The sequence below is a fragment of the Dyella thailandensis genome, assembly GCF_050749815.1.
In the GTDB taxonomy this organism is placed as follows: Bacteria; Pseudomonadota; Gammaproteobacteria; order Xanthomonadales; family Rhodanobacteraceae; genus Dyella_A.
This window is the reverse complement of record NZ_CP192735.1, coordinates 2292516-2312815: the sequence shown is the minus strand read 5'-3', so window position 1 is coordinate 2312815 and position 20300 is coordinate 2292516. Positions and strand designations below refer to the sequence as shown.

Below are 20300 nucleotides of genomic sequence, written 5' to 3'. Positions count from 1 at the left end.
GTCGGTGTCTGGTGGTTGTGGGCTGTCCCATGAGCCGAATATGGGGCATAATTAGCTCACTCAATGAGCCGAATAGTGAATTTAATCGGCTCACACCTCGGAGCACGGCGCTTGGATAACCCCCGCTGGATCTGGCAGCAACCGGACTGGCCGCAGTTTCATTGGCAGGCCGATACGCTGGCGCCGCTGCTGCGAGCCTGCCAGCAGGCACAGGGACGCCTGCTGGGCATGGCGGGGGCTATTGCCGGGGACGCGCAGGCGCAGGGCGAGCTGGACACCCTGCTGCAGAACATCATCACCTCGTCGGCGATCGAGGGCGAGACTCTCAATGTGGCTTCGGTGCGTTCGTCGCTGGCTCGCCGACTTGGCGTGGTGGCGGACGAGGGCGTGGGTACCACGCCGCGGAGCGAAGGGCTGGCCGAGCTGATGCTCGATGCCATCCAGCACTACGACGCGGCTTTGGACTTGCCGCGCCTGCTGGAATGGCACGTGTGGCTATTCCCCCAGCAGGACACGTTGCTCAAGCATCCCATTCGTGTGGGCGGCCTGCGCGGCGACGAACCCATGCAGGTCGTCTCCGGGCGTATCGACCGCCCCACCGTCCACTTCCAGGCACCACCCCGCGAAGGCCTGGAGGCGCAGCTCGACGCCTTCCTCGACTGGTTCAATCGCAGCCGCCATGACACGGCGCTCGATCCGCTGCTGCGCGCCGGCATGGCCCACTTCTGGTTTGTCACGCTGCATCCATTCGACGATGGGAACGGCCGCTTGACCCGTGCGATCACCGATCTGGCCCTGGCCCAGGCCGAGCACCAGGTCATCCGCTTTCATGCGATGTCGGCGAGCATCCTGGCCGATCGGGCCGGCTACTACCGCATCCTGGAATCCAGTCAGAAGGCCGGGTTGGACATCACGGCCTGGCTGCACTGGTTTCTCACCACCTTGCTAAGCAGCTTGCAGGAGGCACTCCAGCGTATCGACCGTGTGCTGGCCAAGGCGCGCTTCTGGCAGCAGCATCAGCATTACGGCCTACTGCCTGAGCAGATCAAGGTACTCAACCGCTTGCTCGATGGTGGCGAACGCGGCTTCGAGCAGGGCATCAGTGCCGCCAAATACCAGGCCGTGGCCAAGGTCTCCAAGGCCACCGCCACGCGCCATCTGGCCGATCTGCTGGAGAAGGGCTGTATCGAGCGTCTTCCCGGGGGAGGCCGCAGTACCCGTTACCAGATCAAGAGCCACCCCCATCATTCGCTGGCCGGCACCGCTCTGCCGCCGGCCAAACCTTCCGCTACGAGTAAGTCATGACCCAGAACGACATCGTCCAGAAGCTGTGGAATCTCTGCGACGTACTGCGCGACGACGGCATCAACTACAGCGACTACGTCACCGAGCTGGTGCTGCTGCTGTTCGTCAAGATGGAATACGAGCAGGTGCAGAACAACACCGGCTTCGAGCACAAGCTGCCTGACGGCTGCCGCTGGCCCGATCTCACCAGCCTGTCCGGCCTCAACCTGCTCACCCACTATCGCCAGATGCTGCTGGATCTCAGCCTCAGCCACGACCCGATGATCGCGGCCATCTATGCCGATGCGCAGACCCGGCTCAAGGAGCCACGGCACCTGGAGACTCTGGTGAAGGCGCTGGACGGGCTGGACTGGTTCAGTGCACGCGAGGACGGTCTGGGTGACCTCTACGAAGGCTTGCTGCAGAAAAATGCGAACGAGACCAAGTCGGGCGCGGGCCAGTACTTCACGCCACGTGCATTGATCGACGCCATCATCCGCTGCATCCAGCCGCAGCCCAGCGAAACCATCCAGGACCCGGCCGCCGGTACGGCGGGCTTTCTGATCGCCGCCGATAACTACATCAAACAGCACACCGACGATCTCTATGCCCTCGACGACAAGGCCCGTCGCTTTCAGCGCCGCAAGGCCTACGTCGGCATGGAGCTGGTGCCTAGCACGCGCCGGCTGGCGCTGATGAACTGCCTGCTCCACGGCATCGAGGGAGAGGGTGAAGGCGTAGTGCAGTTGGGCAACAGCCTGGGCAATCCCGGTGCCAGCCTCAAGCCGGTCAACATCATGCTGTCCAATCCGCCCTTCGGTACCGCTAAGGGCGGTGGTGGTCCGACGCGTGATGACCTCACCTTTTACACCAGCAACAAGCAGCTGGCCTTTCTGCAACACATCTACCGCGGCCTGAAGCCCGGCGGCCGGGCCGCCGTGGTGCTGCCCGACAACGTGCTGTTTGAGGCCGGCGTGGGTACCGATGTGCGCCGCGACCTGATGGACAAGTGCAATCTGCACACCATCCTGCGCCTGCCCACCGGCATCTTCTACGCCCAGGGTGTCAAGACCAACGTGCTGTTTTTCCAGAAGGGTGGCCGTGACAACCCGCGCCAGGACACCGGCTGCACGCAAGCGGTGTGGATCTACGACCTGCGCAGCAACATGCCCAGCTTCGGCAAGCGCACGCCGTTCGGGCCCGAGCACCTCAAGCCGTTCGAGGACGCCTATGGGGACGACCCCAACGGACTGAGTCCTCGCAGCGACGAAGGGGAGGAGGGGCGCTTTCGTTGTTTCACCCGCGCGCAGATCACCGAGCGCGGCGATTCGCTGGATATCAGCTGGCTCAAGGACGCCGACAGCGTCGATGCCGACAGCCTGCCCGCACCGGAGGTGCTAGCTGCCGAAGCCATGGCCGAACTCAGTGAGGCGTTTCGTGAACTGGATGCGCTGATGCAGGCGCTGAGCGCCGGCGACGAGGCGCTGGAACAAAAGCGACTGCTGGCCGAAGTGATGGGGATGGAAGTGACCAGCGGCGAGGTGGACGGTGAGTGAGTTGCCGGCTGGATGGGTTGAAGCCCCGCTTGAGGACTGCGTTGACATCCTTGACGCACAGCGACAGCCCATCAATAGCGAAGAAAGAGCCCAAAGAGTCAAAGGCAAGGGCGCTGAAGAGCTCTTTCCTTACTACGGTGCGACCGGGCAGGTTGGCATGATTGACAGCTTTCTCTTCGACGAAGAGCTCGTCGCCTTGGGCGAAGACGGCGTCCCATTTTTCGAAGGAGATAAGCACAAGGCATACATGCTTAGAGGTAAGACATGGGTAAACAATCATGCTCACGTGTTACGCGGCATATTCGAAGTGCTAGATAACCGAATCCTTTGCTATTTCTTGAACCAGTTCGATTACCGGGACTACGTCAACGGTGGGACAAGACTCAAACTGACTCAAGCAAACATGCGCAGAATTCCGCTGCGAATTCCGCCGCGTGCAGAGCAAAAGCGCATCGCACAGAAGCTGGATGCGCTACTGGCCCAGGTCGACACCCTCAAGGCCCGCATCGACGCCATCCCGGCCCTGCTCAAGCGCTTCCGCCAATCGATCCTTGCTGCCGCGATCGCCGGATCCTTGTCAGAAGACTGGCGGAACACCCATGGCGACGCGAGCGACGGGAAGAAACTGCACGACCTGCTTCGCGGACTGCATGAGAAGGCCGGCGGTCATTCGCGTGGCAACGCCTCTGATCCGTCCGACGAAGCCCATGATCTTTCGCTCGATGACATGCCGCCGCAGTGGGATGTAGCTGTCTTGCGGGACATTTGTGAGCCAGGGTGGCCCATCACATACGGCATTCTGAAGCCCGGTCCGGAGCTGGAGCATGGGGTTCCTTACATCCGCGTTGCCGATTTTCCCGGCAACAAGTTGAGGCTGGAAGGCATAAAAAAAACCAGTGAGGAAATTGACGCGTTGTTCAAGAGGGCCAGACTACGTGCCGGAGATCTACTGCTATCCATTCGCGGAAGCGTGGGGCGCTTGATCAAGATCCCAGCCGAACTCGAAGGGGCGAACATCACGCAGGATACGGCGAGGCTGTCGATCTCCCCGGCTGTTTCCACGCCTTACATCTACTGGGCACTTCTTGCCGAATCGACCCAGCGCCGCATGCGTGCGGCAACCCGCGGCGTAGCCGTTCGCGGAATAAACATCGGCGACGTCCGAGCTCTGCAAATACCTCTTCCATCGAGAGACGAGCAAGACGAAATCGTCCGCCGCGTCGAACAGCTCTTCGCCTTCGCCGACCAACTGGAAGCCAAGGTTGCCATCGCCAAACAGCGCATCGACACGCTGACCCAAAGCATCCTCGCCAAAGCCTTTCGCGGCGAGTTGGTGCCGCAGGACCCGAACGACGAACCGGCCAGCATGCTTCTGGAGCGTATCCGCGCCCAGCGCGTCGCGGCACCGAAACCCAGGCGCGGGCGTAAACCCATTTCCTCCACCTAGAAAACGTCGCATTATCCGGAACGCTCACAGGGGGTACGTATGGACACGATCGATATCAAGGGCGACACCGCGCTGCTGGACCTTTTGTCCAGAGTTCCGGCCACTGAGCTGGCTCCGCTGGTCGACCATCTCACGGATGCGGGACAAGGACGTGTGACGCTTCCGGCGGCCATCAAGGAACTGCTGCTGGAGGCCAAGGCGCGGGGTATATACAGCCCGTTGACCTTGAAGCTGCTCATCCGCGAGATACAGCAGTTTGGCGGTAACACCGTGGTCAATCTGGTGCGTCGGTCAGGCGTCTCTTATGCAGAGATCGTGCAGGATGCGCTGAAGCATTTCGAAGTGCCCGGTTACTCCGAGATGTCTTTGGAGCGACAGGAACTCGCCGTGGTGGCGGCGCGGCTGGCCCGTGTGTGGCCGGAACTGGACAAGGCTGGCCGGGACGAATATCTCGCGGAGTTGAAGCCCGCGAGTGGACGTTCGGGCGACCTCCCTGACCTGCAGGCAGCAGTGTTGGCGGGCGGGCGCGTATCTTCAGCCATTGCTAGGCGCCTCGCGCGGCGCGCCTACACACCGTTTGATGTAGTCGGGACAGTCAAAAAGTCTCTTTTTGGCAGCGCTTTGGCCAGCCTTCCCAAGGCGGCTATCGCGGCAGCCACCACCAGCGCCGCCGACGCTGCGTACCGCGTGACCATCCCTTGTGTGCTGCACGTGGCTTCTCTACGCCAAATGCGGGCCGCTGCGGAGCTGCCGGATTGCCCGCAGTGCGGCGTTGCTATAGCTAAAGATGCGCGATTCTGTGGTGACTGTGGCTTCGATCTTCGATCGCAAGCCGCCGTCAAGTCGGATGCACCGCCGCAGCGGCAACCACTGGCAGTCAGCCACGAAGGCGCGGACATCATGATCGCGGATGCGGATGGTTTGCCGGCGCTCAGCGCCACCGCGCTCACCTCGCTGGATCTCTCGCAGCCAATGCACCCGATCGATCTCGGTTCGACGGGAGTCGATCGACTGGCACCGCTGCTGCAGCTTGTTCCCACGGCCATGATCGGCGGCGAGGTGGCTGCGAACCGCTATTTGAAAGTGGTGGTGAATGGTCCACTGGCGCCTACTGCGGACGGAAATGGTCTACGGGGTTTCGTCCTGGGACCGAATAACAAAATCACTGAGCATGGGCGCTTCTTCGAAGACGACCGCCTGAAGCATCTCGTGAGCGGTGCGGCCATCTTCCAGCTTGCCTCTGTCGTAGTGGCGCAGAAGCATCTGGCGGACATCAGTCGCAAGCTCAGCGAGATCCAGGAGGGGGTCGCGCGGATCGAGGCATTCCAGCGCAACGAGCGCAAGGCGGGGATCAACGGCACGTTGACGTATCTGCAGCAGGTCGCACCGGTAGTCTTGGCCGGAACGCTGTCGTCCTCCGTACGCGACGAGCTGGAGGCCAGCGAGCGTGCTTTGTCTGCGATCCAGGATCACATCCACACGGATTTGAAGACAGCTATCGCAGACGTGCAGACCCTCAAGAATCCAGGCACCTTCAGCACCAATGATCTGACGAAGATGCTGAAGAGCCGCCAGAGCGACTTTGAGGAGCTGGCTCAGCAGTGGAACCTTTGTCTGGCAGCGCGCTACGTCGCTTGTCGACTGGTGTGTTGCTATCCGGGTGAGCAGATGCTGGTCGAGCGGCGCCAGCAGACACTCGATCGACTGACACAAGTGCTGCCGGGGCCCGATGGTTTGCTCCGGCAGTTTTCCGCAACGGTGTCCGCACGTGGAGCGCAGCTTAAGGCGCTGACAGACACCCAGGCGGAAATTCAGGCCAATCAGGAGCGTCTGCGCCTGTGGGATATGGATCGTGCTCCGGCTATCGAAAGCCATGGGCATGCGACCTTCGGACAACTTGGCCGCCTGTTGCAGGAGAACGCACAGCCGGTGGCTCTGGTGCTGGAGATGCGTGGTGATGAGGTTGTCCAGGCACTGGCAGCATGACGATTTGATAGACCGCGATCGATGCTGACCAATCTGCAGCTGCGCCCCGTTCTCCGCGGGATGCAGGGAAGGTCAAAGTGACCCCGGACTTTAAACCGTACCGTTACTCAAGGCGGTGGGGCGTCGACACCACCGCTCCTCAAATTTCGTGGAATCTGCGGCGCTAAATCAAAATTAGGGGTTTTCTGTAACTTTGGAGGGAAATAGTGACTACACCGAACGAAAGGACCCGGTCGCTGATCCAGGCTGGTGGGTTCTTGATCGAGTTGGCTCAAGATACGAGCTTGCCCCTCTCTGTTCGGCGTAAAGCTGTTGCTATCGCACGGCACTTCCCAACGGCTCACCATGTATCGCTCGCGGCCTCGCATTCGCCTTCCTGTAGGTTGGATTTGGAGCTCGAATCTCCCGGCGATGTCGCGGCTTGGGCCAAGGACTATCCGCTGGGCTTGTTGCTTGGATCCACGCGTCTCACGTGGCCGGAGGAGGAATGAGTCGTGTCGCATAGGCTTCCGCCATGAAATATCTCCTCCCACAGGCTGCTGCGCTTTGGGATGAATTTTTGGCGCTTGGGTTGGCAGGCTTCGGCCCAAGTTGGTCGAGCAAACTGCAGTCAAAATGCCGATCAGGCGGACGAGCGCGTCAGTAAATTTAATAGTTAGTCGCCATCAGAGGAAGGAGTAGTCGTGGCTAAACGAGCAGGAAAAAACGGAGGTTCGCCGCTCGCACGGCTTGCATTCTTCAAGGCAAAGCCCGTCAACCGGGACGCATTGCGAATTCTTGACCTCTCGCCAGGCAAGGGTGCGCGTAAGGCAAAGGGCACCAGTAAAACCCGCCCTCAAGCGCTTCTAACCCCAAAACCAATCACAGGAAAGCCCAAGGTGCGTCTTGTAACAGCGGAAGAAGTAGCTGAGCGCAAGGCTAAGACTCGTCGTATGTTTGGCTTCGGCAAGACGATCACAGTCGCCCCTAGCAGTTCATCCAAGCGGACGCGATAGCTCCTACGATTTGGTGGACAACCTGATCTAACTTTTCAGGAGTGCCCCATCCCAAGCCAGGCCCAAGAACGACCACGCGCTACAGGGAGCAATCCAAGGCCACCGCCGCGTGCCTCAGCAGGCTCCCAGGCGTCCAGGTGCAGGACGTCGCCGCCTCGCTTTACACGCCTATGCTGTCGCGTTGGCGCGAGCAGGCCCACTGGGGCTGCCAGGTTGCGTGTAAAACGTCGCTATAACTTCTTGATTCGCTGGTGGCGAAGAGGCTGTTTTGTGTAAATCTATGCCATCTAAACTATTGTTTATGTTGCAAAATTCACTTGACTGTTAATCAGGGGGTCGTTGGTTCGAGTCCAACTTCGGGCGCCATCTTCAGCAAAAAAGCCGGCCTTGCGCCGGCTTTTTTGTGTCCGTCTTCGACCGTGGCCCGGGTCATCCGTCCTTGGCGCAGGCGGAGGTCTGCGTCTTCGAGGGCCGGTCACCGCGGATGCGTCCGGCATTGGATACCACCACGCTCAAGCCACGCTCGCTCTGTCCCTCCAGGCACATGGTGAGGGTTAGGTTGCTCCCGGCGGCGCTGCCGTCCGGGTGAAAGCGCACGCGGTAGCGCCCCGGGCTGCTGCGAACGTGCAGGCGGGTATCGCTTGATGCGCCCGTGTACAGGGGCTGGTGGTCCGGTTGATAGTCGCCATCGCGGTCCTCGCCAATCAGCCAGCCCTGGTCCCAGGTGGAGCTCGCCTGGCATTGTTCGCCGTCGCTGCTGGGACAGAACACGACCGGCACACCATGCATGACAGCGGCTTCGCGCGCATGCTGCAGCCCGGCGATGTAATCCATTTGTGTGGATTGCAACCGGTTGCGCGAGACCAGGCCGCCCAGCGACGGCGCCGCAATGCTCACCAGCACGGCCAGGATAGCCAGCACCATGATCTGTTCGATGAGAGTGATGCCGGATTGGCCGGTATGGCCGCGGCGTCCGTTCCGATAAGGCATGCCTGCGCTCCTGCGTGGCTCATGGCGATGCTAGGCGTCGTGGCGCGGGCAGGCCTGCCGCTCGATGCGGCCGGCGGCCGTCGGAGGCTGCTGACAGGCTCTGTCAGGAGGGGCAATTTAAAATGCGGGTCCACGCCCGCATCTCGACCGACATGACTGAACGTTTCGAGCTCGTTTCCCCCTATCAGCCCTCCGGCGATCAGCCGCAGGCGATCGAGCGCCTGAGCGAGGGCTTTGAAGCTGGCTTGGCGGCGCAGACCCTGCTGGGCGTGACCGGGTCGGGCAAGACCTACACGATCGCCAACGTGATTCAGCGGGTGCAGCGGCCGACCATCGTGATGGCGCCGAACAAGACGCTGGCGGCGCAGCTGTACGGCGAATTCAAGGAGTTCTTCCCGCACAACGCGGTGGAGTACTTCGTCAGCTACTACGACTACTACCAGCCTGAAGCCTACGTGGTGGCGTCGGACACCTTCATCGAGAAGGATGCTTCGATCAACGAGCACATCGAGCAGATGCGGCTGGCCGCGACCAAGGCGCTGCTTTCGCGGCGCGACTCGATCATCGTGGCCACCGTGTCGGCGATCTACGGCCTGGGCAATCCGGAGGATTACCTCTCGCTGCGGCTGATCCTCGCCCGCGGCGAGCGGATCGAGCAGCGCCAGCTGATCCGCCAGCTCACCGAGCTGCAGTACAGCCGCAACGAGATGGAGCTGCGCCGCGGCACCTACCGCGTGCGCGGCGAGATCATCGACGTGTTCCCGGCCGAGTCGGAAACCGAGGCGCTGCGCATCGAGCTGTTCGACGGCGAGGTGGAGAACCTGGCGCTGTTCGATCCGCTGACCGGCGAGGTCATCCGCAAAGTGCCGCGCTACACGGTCTATCCGCGCACGCATTACGCCTCCACCCGCGAGAGCGTGCTCAATGCCATCGAGACGGTGAAGGTCGAGCTGAAGGAGCGGCTGGATCAGCTCTACGCCAACAACAAGCTGCTCGAGGCGCAGCGGCTGGATCAGCGCACCCGCTTCGACATCGAGATGATGGCCGAGGTCGGCTACTGCCAGGGCATCGAGAACTACTCGCGCCACCTGACCCGCCGCCTGCCGGGCGAGCCGCCGCCCACGCTGTTCGACTATCTGCCGGCCGACGGCCTGCTGGTGATAGACGAGTCGCACGTCACCGTTCCGCAGCTGGGCGCCATGTACAAGGGCGACCGCTCGCGCAAGGAGACGCTGGTGGAGTTCGGTTTCCGTCTGCCCTCGGCGATGGACAATCGCCCGCTGCGTTTCGAGGAGTGGGAGCAGCGCGTGCCGCGAGCGATCTACGTGTCGGCCACGCCGCGCGACTACGAGCTGCAGAAGTCCGGCGACGCGGTGGTCGAGCTGGTGGTGCGCCCGACCGGCTTGGTCGATCCGGAGGTCGAAGTGCGCCCGGTGCGGACCCAGGTCGACGACCTGCTCGGCGAGGTGCGCAAGCAGATCGCGATGGGCGACCGCACCCTGGTTACCACGCTGACCAAGCGCATGGCCGAAAACCTCACCGAATACCTGGCCGAGCACGACATCAAGGTGCGCTACCTGCACTCGGACATTGAGACGGTCGAGCGCAGCGAGATCATTCGTGATCTGCGCCTGGGCGAGTTCGACGTCCTGGTGGGCATCAACCTGCTGCGCGAGGGTTTGGACATGCCCGAGGTCTCGCTGGTGGCGGTGCTGGATGCGGACAAGGAAGGCTTCCTGCGCTCCACCGGCTCGCTGATCCAGACCATCGGCCGCGCGGCCCGCAACGTGCGTGGCCGCGCGATCCTCTACGCCGACGAAGTCACCCGCTCGATGCAGGCGGCGATGGACGAGACGGCGCGTCGTCGCGAAAAGCAGATCGCCTACAACGAAGCGCACGGCATCACGCCGCAGACGGTGGTGCGACGCATCGCCGACATCATGGAAGGCGCCCGCAGCGAGGCGCCGGCCGGCAAGGGGCGCGGCAAGCGCGGCGCGGGGCGCGAGCGCGAGAAGGCCGTGGCCGAGCCCGCCGCCGGCTACGAATCGCTCAACCCCCAGCAGCTTTCCGCCGCGATCAAGAAGCTCGAGGCGCAGATGTACAAGCACGCGCAGAACCTGGAGTTCGAGGAGGCCGCGCGCGTCCGCGACCAGATCGGCCAGCTGCGCGAGCAGGCCCTGCGCTAGCTGCGCGTTGCAGTTGCGCGCGTTTTGCAGCTTTGGCTATACTTCGCGGCTCTTGGGCGGTTAGCTCAGCGGTAGAGCACTACCTTGACATGGTAGGGGTCACAAGTTCGATCCTTGTACCGCCCACCAAGATGCCGACGGCGGCTGGTTCCACCGGCCTCGTCGATGCAGCAAGATCCAGCAAAACGGCGCCGCCCGCGAGGACGGCGCCGTTTTTGTTTGCCCGTTACCGACGTATCCCGGAGCCGATGCGATGACCTACCTGTGGATCAAGTCCCTGCACCTGCTGTTCGTGATCGCCTGGATGGCGACGGTGTTTTACCTGCCGCGGATCCTGGTGAACCTGGCTGAGGCCGGTGACGATGCGGCGGTGCGGGCGCGGCTGCATCTGATGGGGCGGCGGCTGTACAAGTTCGGCCACAACATGTTCGGCATCGCCTTCGTGTTCGGGCTGGCGCTCTGGCAGGGCTGGCGGGTATTCCCGCAGCAGTTGCCCAACGTGGCGGCGGGCATGCACTGGATCGACGCCAAGCTGACCCTGGTGGCGGTGCTGCTGGCCTACTTCATCTGGTCCGGCCGACTGCTCAAGCGCAGCGAGAAGGGCGGCCCGCTGCCGACGTCGCGGGCGCTGCGTTGGTTCAACGAACCGCCGGTGCTGCTGCTGCTGGCGGTGATCTATCTGGTGATCGCCAAGCCGTTCTAGGTCGCCCGGTAAGAGCGCACCCTGTGCGCGAATGCTCTTGCGCCGTCGCCGGTCAGAAGCTTCGCGCAGAGGGTGCGCTCCTAATGGCGGTCAGCGGCCGGCGTACTCGCGGTACCAGGCCGCGAACCTCGCCACACCCTCTTCGATGGAAGTGCTCGGTGCATAGCCGACATCACGACGCAGTGCGGAGACATCGGCCCAGGTGTCGGGCACGTCGCCTGGCTGCATCGGCAGCAGGCGCTTCTCGACCGTGTGCCCCAGCGCCTGCTCCATCAGCTCGATGAAGCGCAGCAGCTGGACTGGCTGGTCGTTGCCGATGTTGTAGACGCGGTAGGGCGCGTTGGAGGTGCCGGGGTTGGGACGCTGCGCGTCATACGCCGGATCCGGCTGCGCCGGATGATCGAGCGTGCGGATCACGCCCTCGACAATGTCGTCGATGTAGGTGAAATCACGGCTGTGATTGCCGAAATTGAACACGTCGATCGGCTCGCCGCGGCTGATGCGGTCGGCAAACAGCATCGGCGACATGTCCGGCCGGCCCCACGGGCCGTAGACGGTGAAGAAGCGCAGGCCGGTGGTCGGCAGGCCGTAGAGGTGGCTGTAGGTGTGCGCCATCAGCTCGTTGGCCTTCTTGGTCGCCGCGTACAGGCTGACCGGATGGTCGACGGCGTCTTCCACCGCGAACGGCAGCTTGCGGTTGGCGCCGTAGACCGAGCTGGACGAGGCGTACACCAGGTGCTGCACGCCGCTATGGCGGCAGGCTTCAAGGATGTGGCCGAAGCCGACCAGATTGCTCTGGATGTACGCCTGCGGGTTCTGCAGCGAGTAGCGCACCCCGGCCTGCGCGGCCAGGTTCACCACCCGCTCGGGTCGGAAGCGGGCGAACGCCTCGTTTACCGCGGCAGCGTCGGCCAGGTCGGCGCGCTGGTGGGTGTAGCCGGGATGATCGGCGAAACGGGCCAGCCGCGCCTCTTTCAGGGCCGGGTCGTAGTAGTCGTTGTGGTTGTCCAGGCCCCAGACTTCGTCGCCTCGGGCGAGCAGGCGTTGCGCCAGGGCGGCGCCGACGAAGCCGGCCGTGCCGGTGACAAGAATGCGCATACCGCAAGGTTCCTGTTGTGGTCGGCGCATTCTACCGCCCGCGGTGGGGCAGGCCTTGCGCGCTGGCGATGGCGGGTGCTTTCCGGGTTAGACTAGCGGTCCGGATTTCCGTTTTTCTTTTCAGGCAAGGTGACCCGCGCCAGGCGCCGGTCGAGCGTGCGACATGTCCACTACCAACGCATCCTGCTGACACCCTGCGCACCTTAGTCTTCGACGAAAAGGGCCGCGCGCCCTTTTCTGCTTTTTAGCGAGAGCTTCCCATGATCGAGATCACCCTTCCCGACGGCAGCAAGCGGCCGTTCGAGCACCCCGTGACCGTGCAGGACGTGGCCGCCTCCATCGGCGCCGGTCTGGCCAAGGCCACCCTGGCCGGCAAGGTCGACGACAAGCTGGTGGATGCCGGCTTCACCATCGACCGCGACGCCGGCCTGCAGATCGTCACCGACAAGAGCCCGGAGGCGCTGGAGATCCTGCGCCACTCCACCGCCCACCTGATGGGCCAGGCCGTGCAGCGCCTGTTCCCCGGTGCGCAGGTGACGATCGGCCCGGTGATCGAGAACGGCTTCTACTACGACTTCGCCTACGAGCGTCCCTTCACGCCGGAGGACCTGCCGAAGATCGAGGCGGAGATGCACAAGATCGTCGACGAGCAACTGGCGGTGACGCGCAGCGTGAAGTCGCGCGACGAGGCGATTGCGTTCTTCCGCGGCCTGGGCGAGGAGTACAAGGCGCAGATCATCGAGTCGATCCCCTCGAACGAGGAGCTGTCGCTGTACTCGCAAGGCGAGTTCACCGACCTGTGCCGCGGCCCGCATGTGCCCAACACCGGTAAGCTGCGCGCGTTCAAGCTGATGAAAGTGGCCGGCGCCTATTGGCGCGGCGATTCCAACAACGCGATGCTCAGCCGCATCTACGGCACCGCCTGGCTCAACGACAAGGACCTGAAGGCCTACCTGCACCAGCTGGAGGAGGCCGAGAAGCGCGACCACCGCAAGATCGGCAAGGCGCTGGACCTGTTCCACCAGCAGGAGGAAGGCCCGGGCATGGTGTTCTGGCACCCCAAGGGCTGGGCGATCTGGCAGCAGGTGGAGCAGTACATGCGCGGCGTGTACCGCTCCTCGGGTTACCAGGAGGTGCGTTGCCCGCAGGTGCTGGACGTGTCGCTGTGGAAGAAGTCCGGCCACTGGGACAACTACGCCGAGAACATGTTCTTCACCGAGTCGGAGAAACACACCTACGCGCTGAAGCCGATGAACTGTCCCGGGCACGTGCAGATCTTCAACCACTCGCTGCACAGCTACCGCGACCTGCCGATCCGCTACGGCGAGTTCGGTGGCTGCCATCGCAACGAACCCTCGGGTGCGCTGCACGGCATCATGCGCGTGCGCGCGTTCACCCAGGACGACGGCCACATCTTCTGCACGCCCGAGCAGATCGAGCCGGAAGTGACCGCTTTCCACCAGCAGGCGATGAAGGTCTATGCCGACTTCGGGTTCGACAACATCGCTTTGAAGATCGCCCTGCGCCCCGAGAAACGGATCGGCTCGGACGCGGTGTGGGACGAGGCCGAAGACGCCCTGCGCGCCGCGCTGCGTGCCGCCGGGGTCGAGTGGGAGGAACTGCCGGGTGAGGGCGCCTTCTACGGCCCGAAGATCGAGTACCACATGAAGGACTCGATCGGCCGCGCCTGGCAGGTCGGCACCATGCAGGTGGACTTCATGATGCCCGAGCGCCTGGGCGCCGAGTACGTCGACGAGCACAGCCAGCGCCGGCACCCGGTGATGCTGCATCGGGCCATCGTCGGCTCGATGGAGCGCTTCATCGGCATCCTGATCGAGCACCACGCCGGCCTGCTGCCGACCTGGCTGGCGCCGGTGCAGGCGGCGGTGTTCTCGATCACCGACGCCCAGGCCGATTACGTCCGCGAGGTGACGCAAGCCCTTGTCGACAAAGGTTTCCGGGTCGAGGCCGATTTGCGCAACGAAAAGGTCGGCTATAAAATCCGCGAACACACCTTGCAGAAGGTGCCGTACTTGCTTGTCGTGGGTGATCGCGAAAAGGAAGCCGGCGCCGTTTCTGTGCGTACCCGTTCGGGCGAGGATCTGGGCAGCATGCCGCTGGCCGCCTTCGTCGAACACTTGCAGGCCGAGATGGGGCGCTGAGGCGCCCGTTCCGGTCCACTGACACTTCTTCTGGAGGATAGTGGTATCGCTACCACCGACACTAAGGGCAACCGCCGCAACCTTGAAATCCGCGTTCCGCGGGTTCGCGTCATCGGTCCGGATTCCGAGCAGATGGGCATCCTCACGCGTGACGAGGCGCTGCGTGCTGCCGAGGAATTCGGCCTCGACCTGGTCGAGATCCAGCCCAACGGCGACCCACCGGTCTGCCGCATCATGGATTACGGCAAGTTCAAGTTCGAGGCCCAGAAGAAGGCTTCGGCCGCCAAGAAGAAGCAGAAGCAGGTCGAGATCAAGGAAGTGAAGTTCCGCCCGGTCACCGACGTGGGCGACTACCAGATCAAGCTGCGAAACATGCTTCGCTTCCTCGAAGAGGGTGACAAGGTCAAGGTCACCATCCGCTTCCGCGGCCGCGAGATGTCGCACCAGGACCTGGGCCAGAACCTGGCCAAAAAGATCCAGGAAGACGTCGGCGAGAATGGCCAGGTCGAGTCCTTCCCGCGGTTGGAAGGCCGGCAGATGGTCATGATGATCGGCCCGAAGAAGAAATAAGCACGTCGGCGCTCCGGGCGCTGGTGGCTTCCCGTAGGAGCGCACCCTGTGCGCGAACGCTTTCCGTCAGGTGACGAAAGGCATTCGCGCACAGGATGCGCTCCTACTGGTATCAGGGGCCACAAGCCCGTATAATCGCCGGTTCGACCCACATGGACGGGTCGTGAACCGATGTCGGCAGGACGGAAAGCGTGCCCCCAGGGCGCCGCCGAATCAGTCAGAAACCGGGTCGCAGGACCCACTCATGGAGCATTCCCATGCCCAAGATCAAGACCAACCGGGCGGCGGCGAAGCGTTTTCGCAAGACCGCTTCCGGCAAGTTCAAGGCAGGCCACGCGTTCAAGTCGCACATCCTGACCAAGAAGTCGACCAAGCGTAAGCGCGGTCTCCGTGCCACCAACCACGTCAAGGCGTGCGACACCAAGGGTGTAGCTCGCATGTTGCCGTACCTCTAAGGCAGGAGACCTACCATGGCTCGTGTAAAGCGTGGCGTCACCGCCCGTCGTCGTCACAAGAAAATCATTGGGCGCGCCAAGGGTTACTACAACGCCCGTCGCAAGGTGTTCCGCGTTGCCAATCAGGCCGTCATCAAGGCCGGTCAGTACGCCTATATCGGCCGCAAGCAGCGCAAGCGCCAGTTCCGCGCGCTGTGGATCGTGCGCATCAACGCGGCTGCCCGTCAGTTCGGCCTGTCCTATAGCCGCCTGATCAACGGTCTGGCCAAGGCCGGCATCACGGTCGACCGCAAGGTGCTGGCCGACATCGCCGTGCACGACATCAAGGCGTTTGGCGCGATCGCGGAAAAGGCGAAGGCCAGTCTGGCTGCTTGATCGTTCGGGCGCTTGCGCGCCGACGATATGATGTAAAGCAAGCGGGGAGGAGGCCAACGCCTCCTCCCCGTTTTCGTTTTTGTGACGTCAACTCGGGTGCCTCGTGACGCTCCATGGTCGTCATTCCCGCGAAAGCGGGAATCCATGGTGACCTCGGGCCATCCAGGTCATTGGATTCCCGCTTGATCAGCCTTCGGCTGTTGAAGTGCGCCTCGCGGGAATGACGGCAGCGATGTGGCAGTTCATTGAACCCGAAGACAAGGGCGGAAACATACTGATGGACGATCTGGACAGTCGCGCAAACCAGGCCCTGGCGGATATCGCCGCAGCCACCTCGCTCGACGCGCTCGACGCCCTGCGCGTCGGCCTGCTCGGCAAGAGCGGCATCGTCACCGCCGCGCTGAAGTCGCTCGGCGCGCTGGCGCCGGACGAGCGCAAGGCGCGCGGTGCCGAGGTCAACCGCGTCAAGGAGCAGCTTGCCGACGCGCTGGCTGCGCGCAAGGCGACGCTGGAGCAGGCCGAGCTGGATCGGCGCCTCGCCTCCGAAACGATCGACATCAGCCTGCCAGGGCGCGACGGCGAGCGCGGCGGCATCCATCCGATCACCCGCGCGCTGGAACGTATCGCGTCGATCTTCGCGCGGCTGGGTTACCAGCGCGCCGACGGTCCGGAGATCGAGGATGACTGGCACAACTTCGAGGCGCTGAACTTCCCGCCGCACCATCCGGCGCGCGCCATGCACGACACGTTCTATTTCGGCGACGGGCGCCTGCTGCGCACGCATACCTCGCCAGTGCAGGTGCGTTCGATGCAGGGGCGGCAGCCGCCGATCCGCATCATCGCGCCGGGCAAGGTCTACCGCAGCGATTCGGACCAGACCCACTCGCCGATGTTCCACCAGATCGAGGGTCTGCTGGTCGACGAGACCTCCAGCTTCGCCGACCTCAAGGGCACGCTGGCCGAGTTCGTGCGCGCGTTCTTCGAGCGCGACTTCGAGATGCGCTTCCGTCCCAGCTACTTCCCCTTCACCGAGCCCTCGGCCGAAGTGGACATCCGTTGGGAGACCGAAGACGGCCAGAGCCGCTGGCTGGAGGTGCTTGGCTGCGGCATGGTGCATCCGAATGTGCTGAGGAACTGCGGCATCGATCCGGAGCGCTACACCGGCTTCGCCTTCGGCCTGGGCGTGGAGCGCTTCGCGATGCTGCGCTACGGCGTCTCCGACCTGCGCGCGTTCTTCGAGAACGATCTGCGCTTCCTCAAGCAGTTCGCGTAAGGCCGCAAGGAAAACTCCATCATGAAATTCTCCGAGAACTGGCTGCGCGAGCTGGTCGAGATCCGCGCCGACCGCGACCAACTGGCCCATGCGCTGACCATGGCGGGCCTGGAAGTCGAGGAACTCACCGTGCTGGGCGAGGGCCTGGACGGTGTGGTGGTGGCCGAGATCATCGCGGCCGAAAAGCATCCGGAAGCCGATCGGCTGCAGGTCTGCCGCGTCGATGCGGGGCAGGGCGAGCCGCTGCAGATCGTCTGCGGCGCACCGAACGCCCGCGTTGGCATCAAGGTGCCGCTGGCCACGGTCGGTGCGTCGCTGCCCGGCGGCATCGCAATCAAGGCCGCCAAGCTGCGTGGCGTGGAATCGTTCGGCATGCTGTGCTCGGCCAAGGAGCTCGGCGTCGACGCCGATGCCTCGGGCCTGCTGGAGCTGCCGGCCGATGCGCCGGTGGGCCAGCCGCTGGCGAGCTACCTCGGCCTGCCCGACGCCAGCTTCGAGCTCAAGCTCACCCCGAACCGCCCGGATTGCCTCGGCCTGGTCGGCCTGGCGCACGACGTCGCGGCGCTGTTCGGCAGCCACGTGAAGGTTACTGCGCAGGCGTCTGCAGCGGTGACCGGCGCGGCCCGCCGCGGCATCCGGCTGGAAGCCGGCAAGGATGCGCCGCGCTATCTGGGCCGCATCATCGAGGGCATCGACGCCGCCGCGCGCACGCCGCTGTGGATGGCCGAACGCCTGCGTCGCGCCGGACTGCGTCCGATCAGCGCCGTGGTCGACGTGACCAACTACGTGATGCTCGAGCTGGGGCAGCCGATGCACGCGTTCGACAACGATGCGCTGCGTGGCGACATCGTGGTGCGCCACGCCGCGGCCGGCGAAACGCTGAAACTGCTCGACGGCAGCGAGGCCAGGCTCGACGGCGGCTTCGTGGTGATCGCCGACGAGGCGAAGGCGCTGGCCGTCGCCGGCGTGATGGGCGGCTTCGAGTCGCGCGTCACCGACGCCACCGCCAACGTGTTCCTGGAGTCCGCGCACTTCGCGCCCTCGGCGATCATGGGCAAGGCGCGCAAGTTGGGCCTGCACACGGATGCCTCGCACCGCTTCGAGCGCGGCGTCGACCCGGCGCTGCCGCAGCGCGCACTGGAACGCGCCACCGAACTCCTGCTCTCGATCGCGGGCGGCAAGGCCGGTCCCGTGTTGGTGGCCGAGCGGCCGGAAGACCTGCCGATGCCCGCGCCAGTGACTCTGCGCCGCGAGCGTCTGCGTCGCGTGCTCGGCGTGACGGTGGACGACGCCGAAGTGGCGCGCATCTTCACGGCGCTGGGCATGCAGGTGGCGTCCACGAGCGACGGTTGGTCCGTCACTGCGCCGAGCAGCCGCTTCGATATCGAGCGCGAGGAAGACCTCATCGAAGAGGTGGCGCGCATCTTCGGCTACGACAACATCCCTACCCACACGCCGGCGGGCGCGTTGACGCTGGCCGCCGAGCCGGAGGCGCGCATCGGCGACCTGGCCCTGCGCGAGCAACTGGCGGCGCGCGGTTACCACGAGGCGGTGAATCTTTCCTTCGTCCCGGCCGACTTGCTGGCGCGCTGGAGCTTCAACGATGCGCTGGTACCGCTGGCCAATCCGCTGTCGGCCGACCTGGCGGTGATGCGACCGTCGCTGTTGCCGGGGCTGGTGGAATCGCTGCGTCACAACCGTGCGCGCCAGCAGGAGCGGGTGCGCTTGTTCGAGGTGGCCAGGGTGTTTGCCGCCGGCGATCCGCCGGTAGAAACGCCGAGCCTGGCGATCGCAGCCTGCGGCAGTGCCCGGGCCGAGCAGTGGGGCGAGCCGGCACGCGCGCTGGACTTCTTCGATCTCAAGGGCGATCTGGACGCCATCATCGCCTGGGGCGGCGAGCCGCAGCGCTGGTCGGTGCATGCCGATCAGCTGCCGGCCTGGCTGCATCCGGGGCGTGGCGCGCGCGTGGCCCGCGACGGGATCACCGTGGGCTTCCTCGGCGCGCTGCATCCGCAGTTGGCCAAGGCGCTGGACCTGGGGCCCGACGTCCATGTCCTGGAAGTGGCGCTGGAGCCCCTGCTCGGCCGCCGCCTGCCGCGGGCGCGGCCGGTGCCGCGGTTCCCCTCGGTGCGCCGCGACCTCGCCCTGGATCTTCCGGAGGCGGTGAGCTGGTCACAGATCGAGCAGGTGGTCCGTGACACGCTCGGCGGCGTGCTCAGTCAGCTCAAACTGTTCGACCGCTACAGTGGCAAAGGGGTCGAAGCAGGCCGAAAAAGCCTCGCTATGGGCTTGATTTTGCAGGACGCTTCACGCACGCTTACCGACGACGACGCGGACCGTTGCGTACGTGAGGCGGTCACTGCGTTGGAGAAGGCATGCAAGGCAAGGTTGCGAGGTTGAGATGGCGCTGACCAAGGCGGAAATGGCCGAGCGCCTGTTCCTCGAGGTGGGCCTCAACAAGCGTGAGGCGAAGGAATTCGTGGACGCCTACTTCGAGGTGGTCCGCGAGGCGTTGGAAAAAGGGGAGCAGGTGAAGCTGTCGGGTTTCGGCAACTTCGATCTGCGCATGAAGAACCAGCGTCCGGGACGCAACCCGAAGACGGGCGAAGAGATTCCGATCTCCGCCCGCCGGGTGGTGACGTTCCGTCCGGGTCAGAAACTCAAGGTGCGGGTCGAGAGCTATGCTGGACCAAGGGAATAACACCGAGCTTCCAGCCATCCCGGCCAAGCGCTACTTCACCATCGGTGAGGTCAGCGAGCTGTGCGGGGTGAAGCCGCACGTACTGCGCTACTGGGAGCAGGAATTTCCTGCCCTCAACCCGGTCAAACGCCGCGGCAATCGCCGCTACTACCAGCGCCACGACGTGCTGATGATCCGCCAGATCCGCTCGCTGCTGTACGACGAGGGTTTCACCATCACCGGTGCCCGCGCGCGGCTCGAAGGCCCGCAGGCGCGGATGGAAGCGAGCATGTCGCACCAGATCGTGCGCCAGGTGCGCATGGAGCTGGAAGAAATCCTCAGCCTGCTGCGCCGCTGAGCTTCCGGCGCAGCATCGCAAGCTGCTAGACTTGCGCACTTGTTTGATCGTCGGGGCGTAGCGCAGCCTGGTAGCGCATCTGCCTGGGGGGCAGAGGGTCGTCGGTTCGAATCCGGCCGCCCCGACCAATCGAAGCAAGAAGAAACGGCGCCCCTGGGCGCCGTTGCTGTTTCCGCCATCCG

17 protein-coding genes and 2 tRNA genes are annotated in these 20300 nt (G+C 64.1%); 17 read left to right on the top strand and 2 right to left on the bottom strand.

Annotated elements, in window-relative coordinates; all coding sequences use genetic code 11:
• Positions 1–111 precede the first annotated feature (111 nt).
• From ACQVBX_RS10820 to ACQVBX_RS10800, 5 genes are all read left to right on the top strand, one after another.
• On the top strand, positions 112–1305 hold the full coding sequence (locus ACQVBX_RS10820; RefSeq protein ID WP_431634081.1) for a Fic family protein: 1194 nt from the start codon (positions 112–114) through the stop codon (positions 1303–1305).
• A complete protein-coding gene (locus ACQVBX_RS10815; protein WP_431634080.1) occupies positions 1302–2840 on the top strand; it encodes an N-6 DNA methylase in 1539 nt (512 codons plus the stop codon). Before ACQVBX_RS10820 ends, ACQVBX_RS10815 begins: the two co-directional genes overlap by 4 nt.
• Positions 2833–4287: a restriction endonuclease subunit S gene (locus ACQVBX_RS10810; RefSeq protein ID WP_431634079.1), complete on the top strand. Its 1455-nt coding sequence runs from the start codon at positions 2833–2835 to the stop codon at positions 4285–4287. The genes ACQVBX_RS10815 and ACQVBX_RS10810 overlap by 8 nt, the downstream gene beginning before the upstream one ends.
• Before the next feature lie 39 nt (positions 4288–4326).
• Complete coding sequence (locus ACQVBX_RS10805) at positions 4327–6273, top strand: hypothetical protein (RefSeq protein WP_431634078.1); 1947 nt, start codon at positions 4327–4329, stop codon at positions 6271–6273.
• Between the two features lie 206 nt (positions 6274–6479).
• On the top strand, positions 6480–6764 hold the full coding sequence (locus tag ACQVBX_RS10800; protein WP_083966167.1) for a BPSL0761 family protein: 285 nt from the start codon (positions 6480–6482) through the stop codon (positions 6762–6764).
• Between the two features lie 933 nt (positions 6765–7697).
• On the opposite strand, the gene ACQVBX_RS10795 is transcribed toward ACQVBX_RS10800, so the two are convergent.
• Positions 7698–8258 carry a GspH/FimT family pseudopilin gene (locus ACQVBX_RS10795; RefSeq protein WP_431634077.1) on the bottom strand — a complete coding sequence of 187 codons (561 nt, stop codon included), beginning with the start codon at positions 8256–8258 and terminating at the stop codon, positions 7698–7700.
• A gap of 152 nt (positions 8259–8410) precedes the next feature.
• Between ACQVBX_RS10795 and uvrB the strand changes: the two genes are divergently transcribed.
• The 3 genes from uvrB to ACQVBX_RS10780 all read left to right on the top strand — a co-directional run bounded on the left by uvrB (position 8411) and on the right by ACQVBX_RS10780 (position 11147).
• Positions 8411–10444 (top strand): excinuclease ABC subunit UvrB, encoded by a 2034-nt coding sequence (gene uvrB, locus ACQVBX_RS10790; protein WP_431634076.1) that lies wholly within the window; start codon positions 8411–8413, stop codon positions 10442–10444.
• 54 nt (positions 10445–10498) lie between these two features.
• A tRNA-Val gene (locus tag ACQVBX_RS10785) sits at positions 10499–10573 on the top strand.
• 124 nt (positions 10574–10697) lie between these two features.
• Entirely contained in the window at positions 10698–11147 is a 450-nt protein-coding gene (locus tag ACQVBX_RS10780; RefSeq protein WP_431634075.1) for a CopD family protein, read from the top strand.
• Positions 11148–11237: 90 nt separating this feature from the next.
• Here the strand turns inward: ACQVBX_RS10780 and ACQVBX_RS10775 are convergent, their stop codons facing one another.
• Positions 11238–12245, bottom strand: coding sequence for an NAD-dependent epimerase (locus tag ACQVBX_RS10775; protein WP_431634073.1), 1008 nt, complete (start codon positions 12243–12245; stop codon positions 11238–11240).
• Between the two features lie 260 nt (positions 12246–12505).
• On the opposite strand from ACQVBX_RS10775, the gene thrS reads away from it, so the two are divergent.
• The 9 genes from thrS to ACQVBX_RS10730 all read left to right on the top strand — a co-directional run bounded on the left by thrS (position 12506) and on the right by ACQVBX_RS10730 (position 20246).
• Positions 12506–14407, top strand: coding sequence for a threonine--tRNA ligase (thrS, locus tag ACQVBX_RS10770; protein ID WP_431634072.1), 1902 nt, complete (start codon positions 12506–12508; stop codon positions 14405–14407).
• Positions 14408–14437: 30 nt separating this feature from the next.
• Positions 14438–14977, top strand: a complete 540-nt coding sequence (gene infC / locus ACQVBX_RS10765; protein WP_431638161.1) for a translation initiation factor IF-3 — start codon at positions 14438–14440, stop codon at positions 14975–14977.
• Between the two features lie 257 nt (positions 14978–15234).
• Positions 15235–15432: a 50S ribosomal protein L35 gene (gene rpmI, locus ACQVBX_RS10760; RefSeq protein ID WP_038615747.1), complete on the top strand. Its 198-nt coding sequence runs from the start codon at positions 15235–15237 to the stop codon at positions 15430–15432.
• A gap of 15 nt (positions 15433–15447) precedes the next feature.
• On the top strand, positions 15448–15807 hold the full coding sequence (gene rplT / locus ACQVBX_RS10755; RefSeq protein WP_017463630.1) for a 50S ribosomal protein L20: 360 nt from the start codon (positions 15448–15450) through the stop codon (positions 15805–15807).
• A gap of 277 nt (positions 15808–16084) precedes the next feature.
• A complete protein-coding gene (pheS, locus tag ACQVBX_RS10750; protein ID WP_431634071.1) occupies positions 16085–17080 on the top strand; it encodes a phenylalanine--tRNA ligase subunit alpha in 996 nt (331 codons plus the stop codon).
• Positions 17081–17101: 21 nt separating this feature from the next.
• The gene (pheT, locus tag ACQVBX_RS10745; RefSeq protein WP_431634070.1) at positions 17102–19480 is read left to right on the top strand and encodes a phenylalanine--tRNA ligase subunit beta; all 2379 of its coding nucleotides are present in this window, start codon (positions 17102–17104) and stop codon (positions 19478–19480) included.
• Position 19481: 1 nt separating this feature from the next.
• Complete coding sequence (gene ihfA, locus ACQVBX_RS10740; protein ID WP_404630581.1) at positions 19482–19781, top strand: integration host factor subunit alpha; 300 nt, start codon at positions 19482–19484, stop codon at positions 19779–19781.
• The gene (locus ACQVBX_RS10735; protein ID WP_431634069.1) at positions 19762–20118 is read left to right on the top strand and encodes a MerR family transcriptional regulator; all 357 of its coding nucleotides are present in this window, start codon (positions 19762–19764) and stop codon (positions 20116–20118) included. The genes ihfA and ACQVBX_RS10735 overlap by 20 nt, the downstream gene beginning before the upstream one ends.
• Positions 20119–20169: 51 nt before the next feature.
• Positions 20170–20246: transfer RNA gene (locus tag ACQVBX_RS10730), tRNA-Pro, on the top strand.
• Positions 20247–20300 lie beyond the last annotated feature (54 nt).

What these genes read in the sequence shown, in the direction of transcription:
- pheS (WP_431634071.1), top strand. Translation starts at nt 16,085, where the DNA reads ATGGACGATCTGGACAGTCGCGCAAACCAGGCCCTGGCGGATATCGCC.
- rpmI (WP_038615747.1), top strand. Translation starts at nt 15,235, where the DNA reads ATGCCCAAGATCAAGACCAACCGGGCGGCGGCGAAGCGTTTTCGCAAG.
- ihfA (WP_404630581.1), top strand. Translation starts at nt 19,482, where the DNA reads ATGGCGCTGACCAAGGCGGAAATGGCCGAGCGCCTGTTCCTCGAGGTG.
- thrS (WP_431634072.1), top strand. Translation starts at nt 12,506, where the DNA reads ATGATCGAGATCACCCTTCCCGACGGCAGCAAGCGGCCGTTCGAGCAC.
- ACQVBX_RS10815 (WP_431634080.1), top strand. Translation starts at nt 1,302, where the DNA reads ATGACCCAGAACGACATCGTCCAGAAGCTGTGGAATCTCTGCGACGTA.
- rplT (WP_017463630.1), top strand. Translation starts at nt 15,448, where the DNA reads ATGGCTCGTGTAAAGCGTGGCGTCACCGCCCGTCGTCGTCACAAGAAA.
- uvrB (WP_431634076.1), top strand. Translation starts at nt 8,411, where the DNA reads ATGACTGAACGTTTCGAGCTCGTTTCCCCCTATCAGCCCTCCGGCGAT.
- ACQVBX_RS10805 (WP_431634078.1), top strand. Translation starts at nt 4,327, where the DNA reads ATGGACACGATCGATATCAAGGGCGACACCGCGCTGCTGGACCTTTTG.
- ACQVBX_RS10735 (WP_431634069.1), top strand. Translation starts at nt 19,762, where the DNA reads ATGCTGGACCAAGGGAATAACACCGAGCTTCCAGCCATCCCGGCCAAG.
- pheT (WP_431634070.1), top strand. Translation starts at nt 17,102, where the DNA reads ATGAAATTCTCCGAGAACTGGCTGCGCGAGCTGGTCGAGATCCGCGCC.
- ACQVBX_RS10780 (WP_431634075.1), top strand. Translation starts at nt 10,698, where the DNA reads ATGACCTACCTGTGGATCAAGTCCCTGCACCTGCTGTTCGTGATCGCC.
- ACQVBX_RS10795 (WP_431634077.1), bottom strand. Translation starts at nt 8,258, where the DNA reads ATGCCTTATCGGAACGGACGCCGCGGCCATACCGGCCAATCCGGCATC.
- ACQVBX_RS10775 (WP_431634073.1), bottom strand. Translation starts at nt 12,245, where the DNA reads ATGCGCATTCTTGTCACCGGCACGGCCGGCTTCGTCGGCGCCGCCCTG.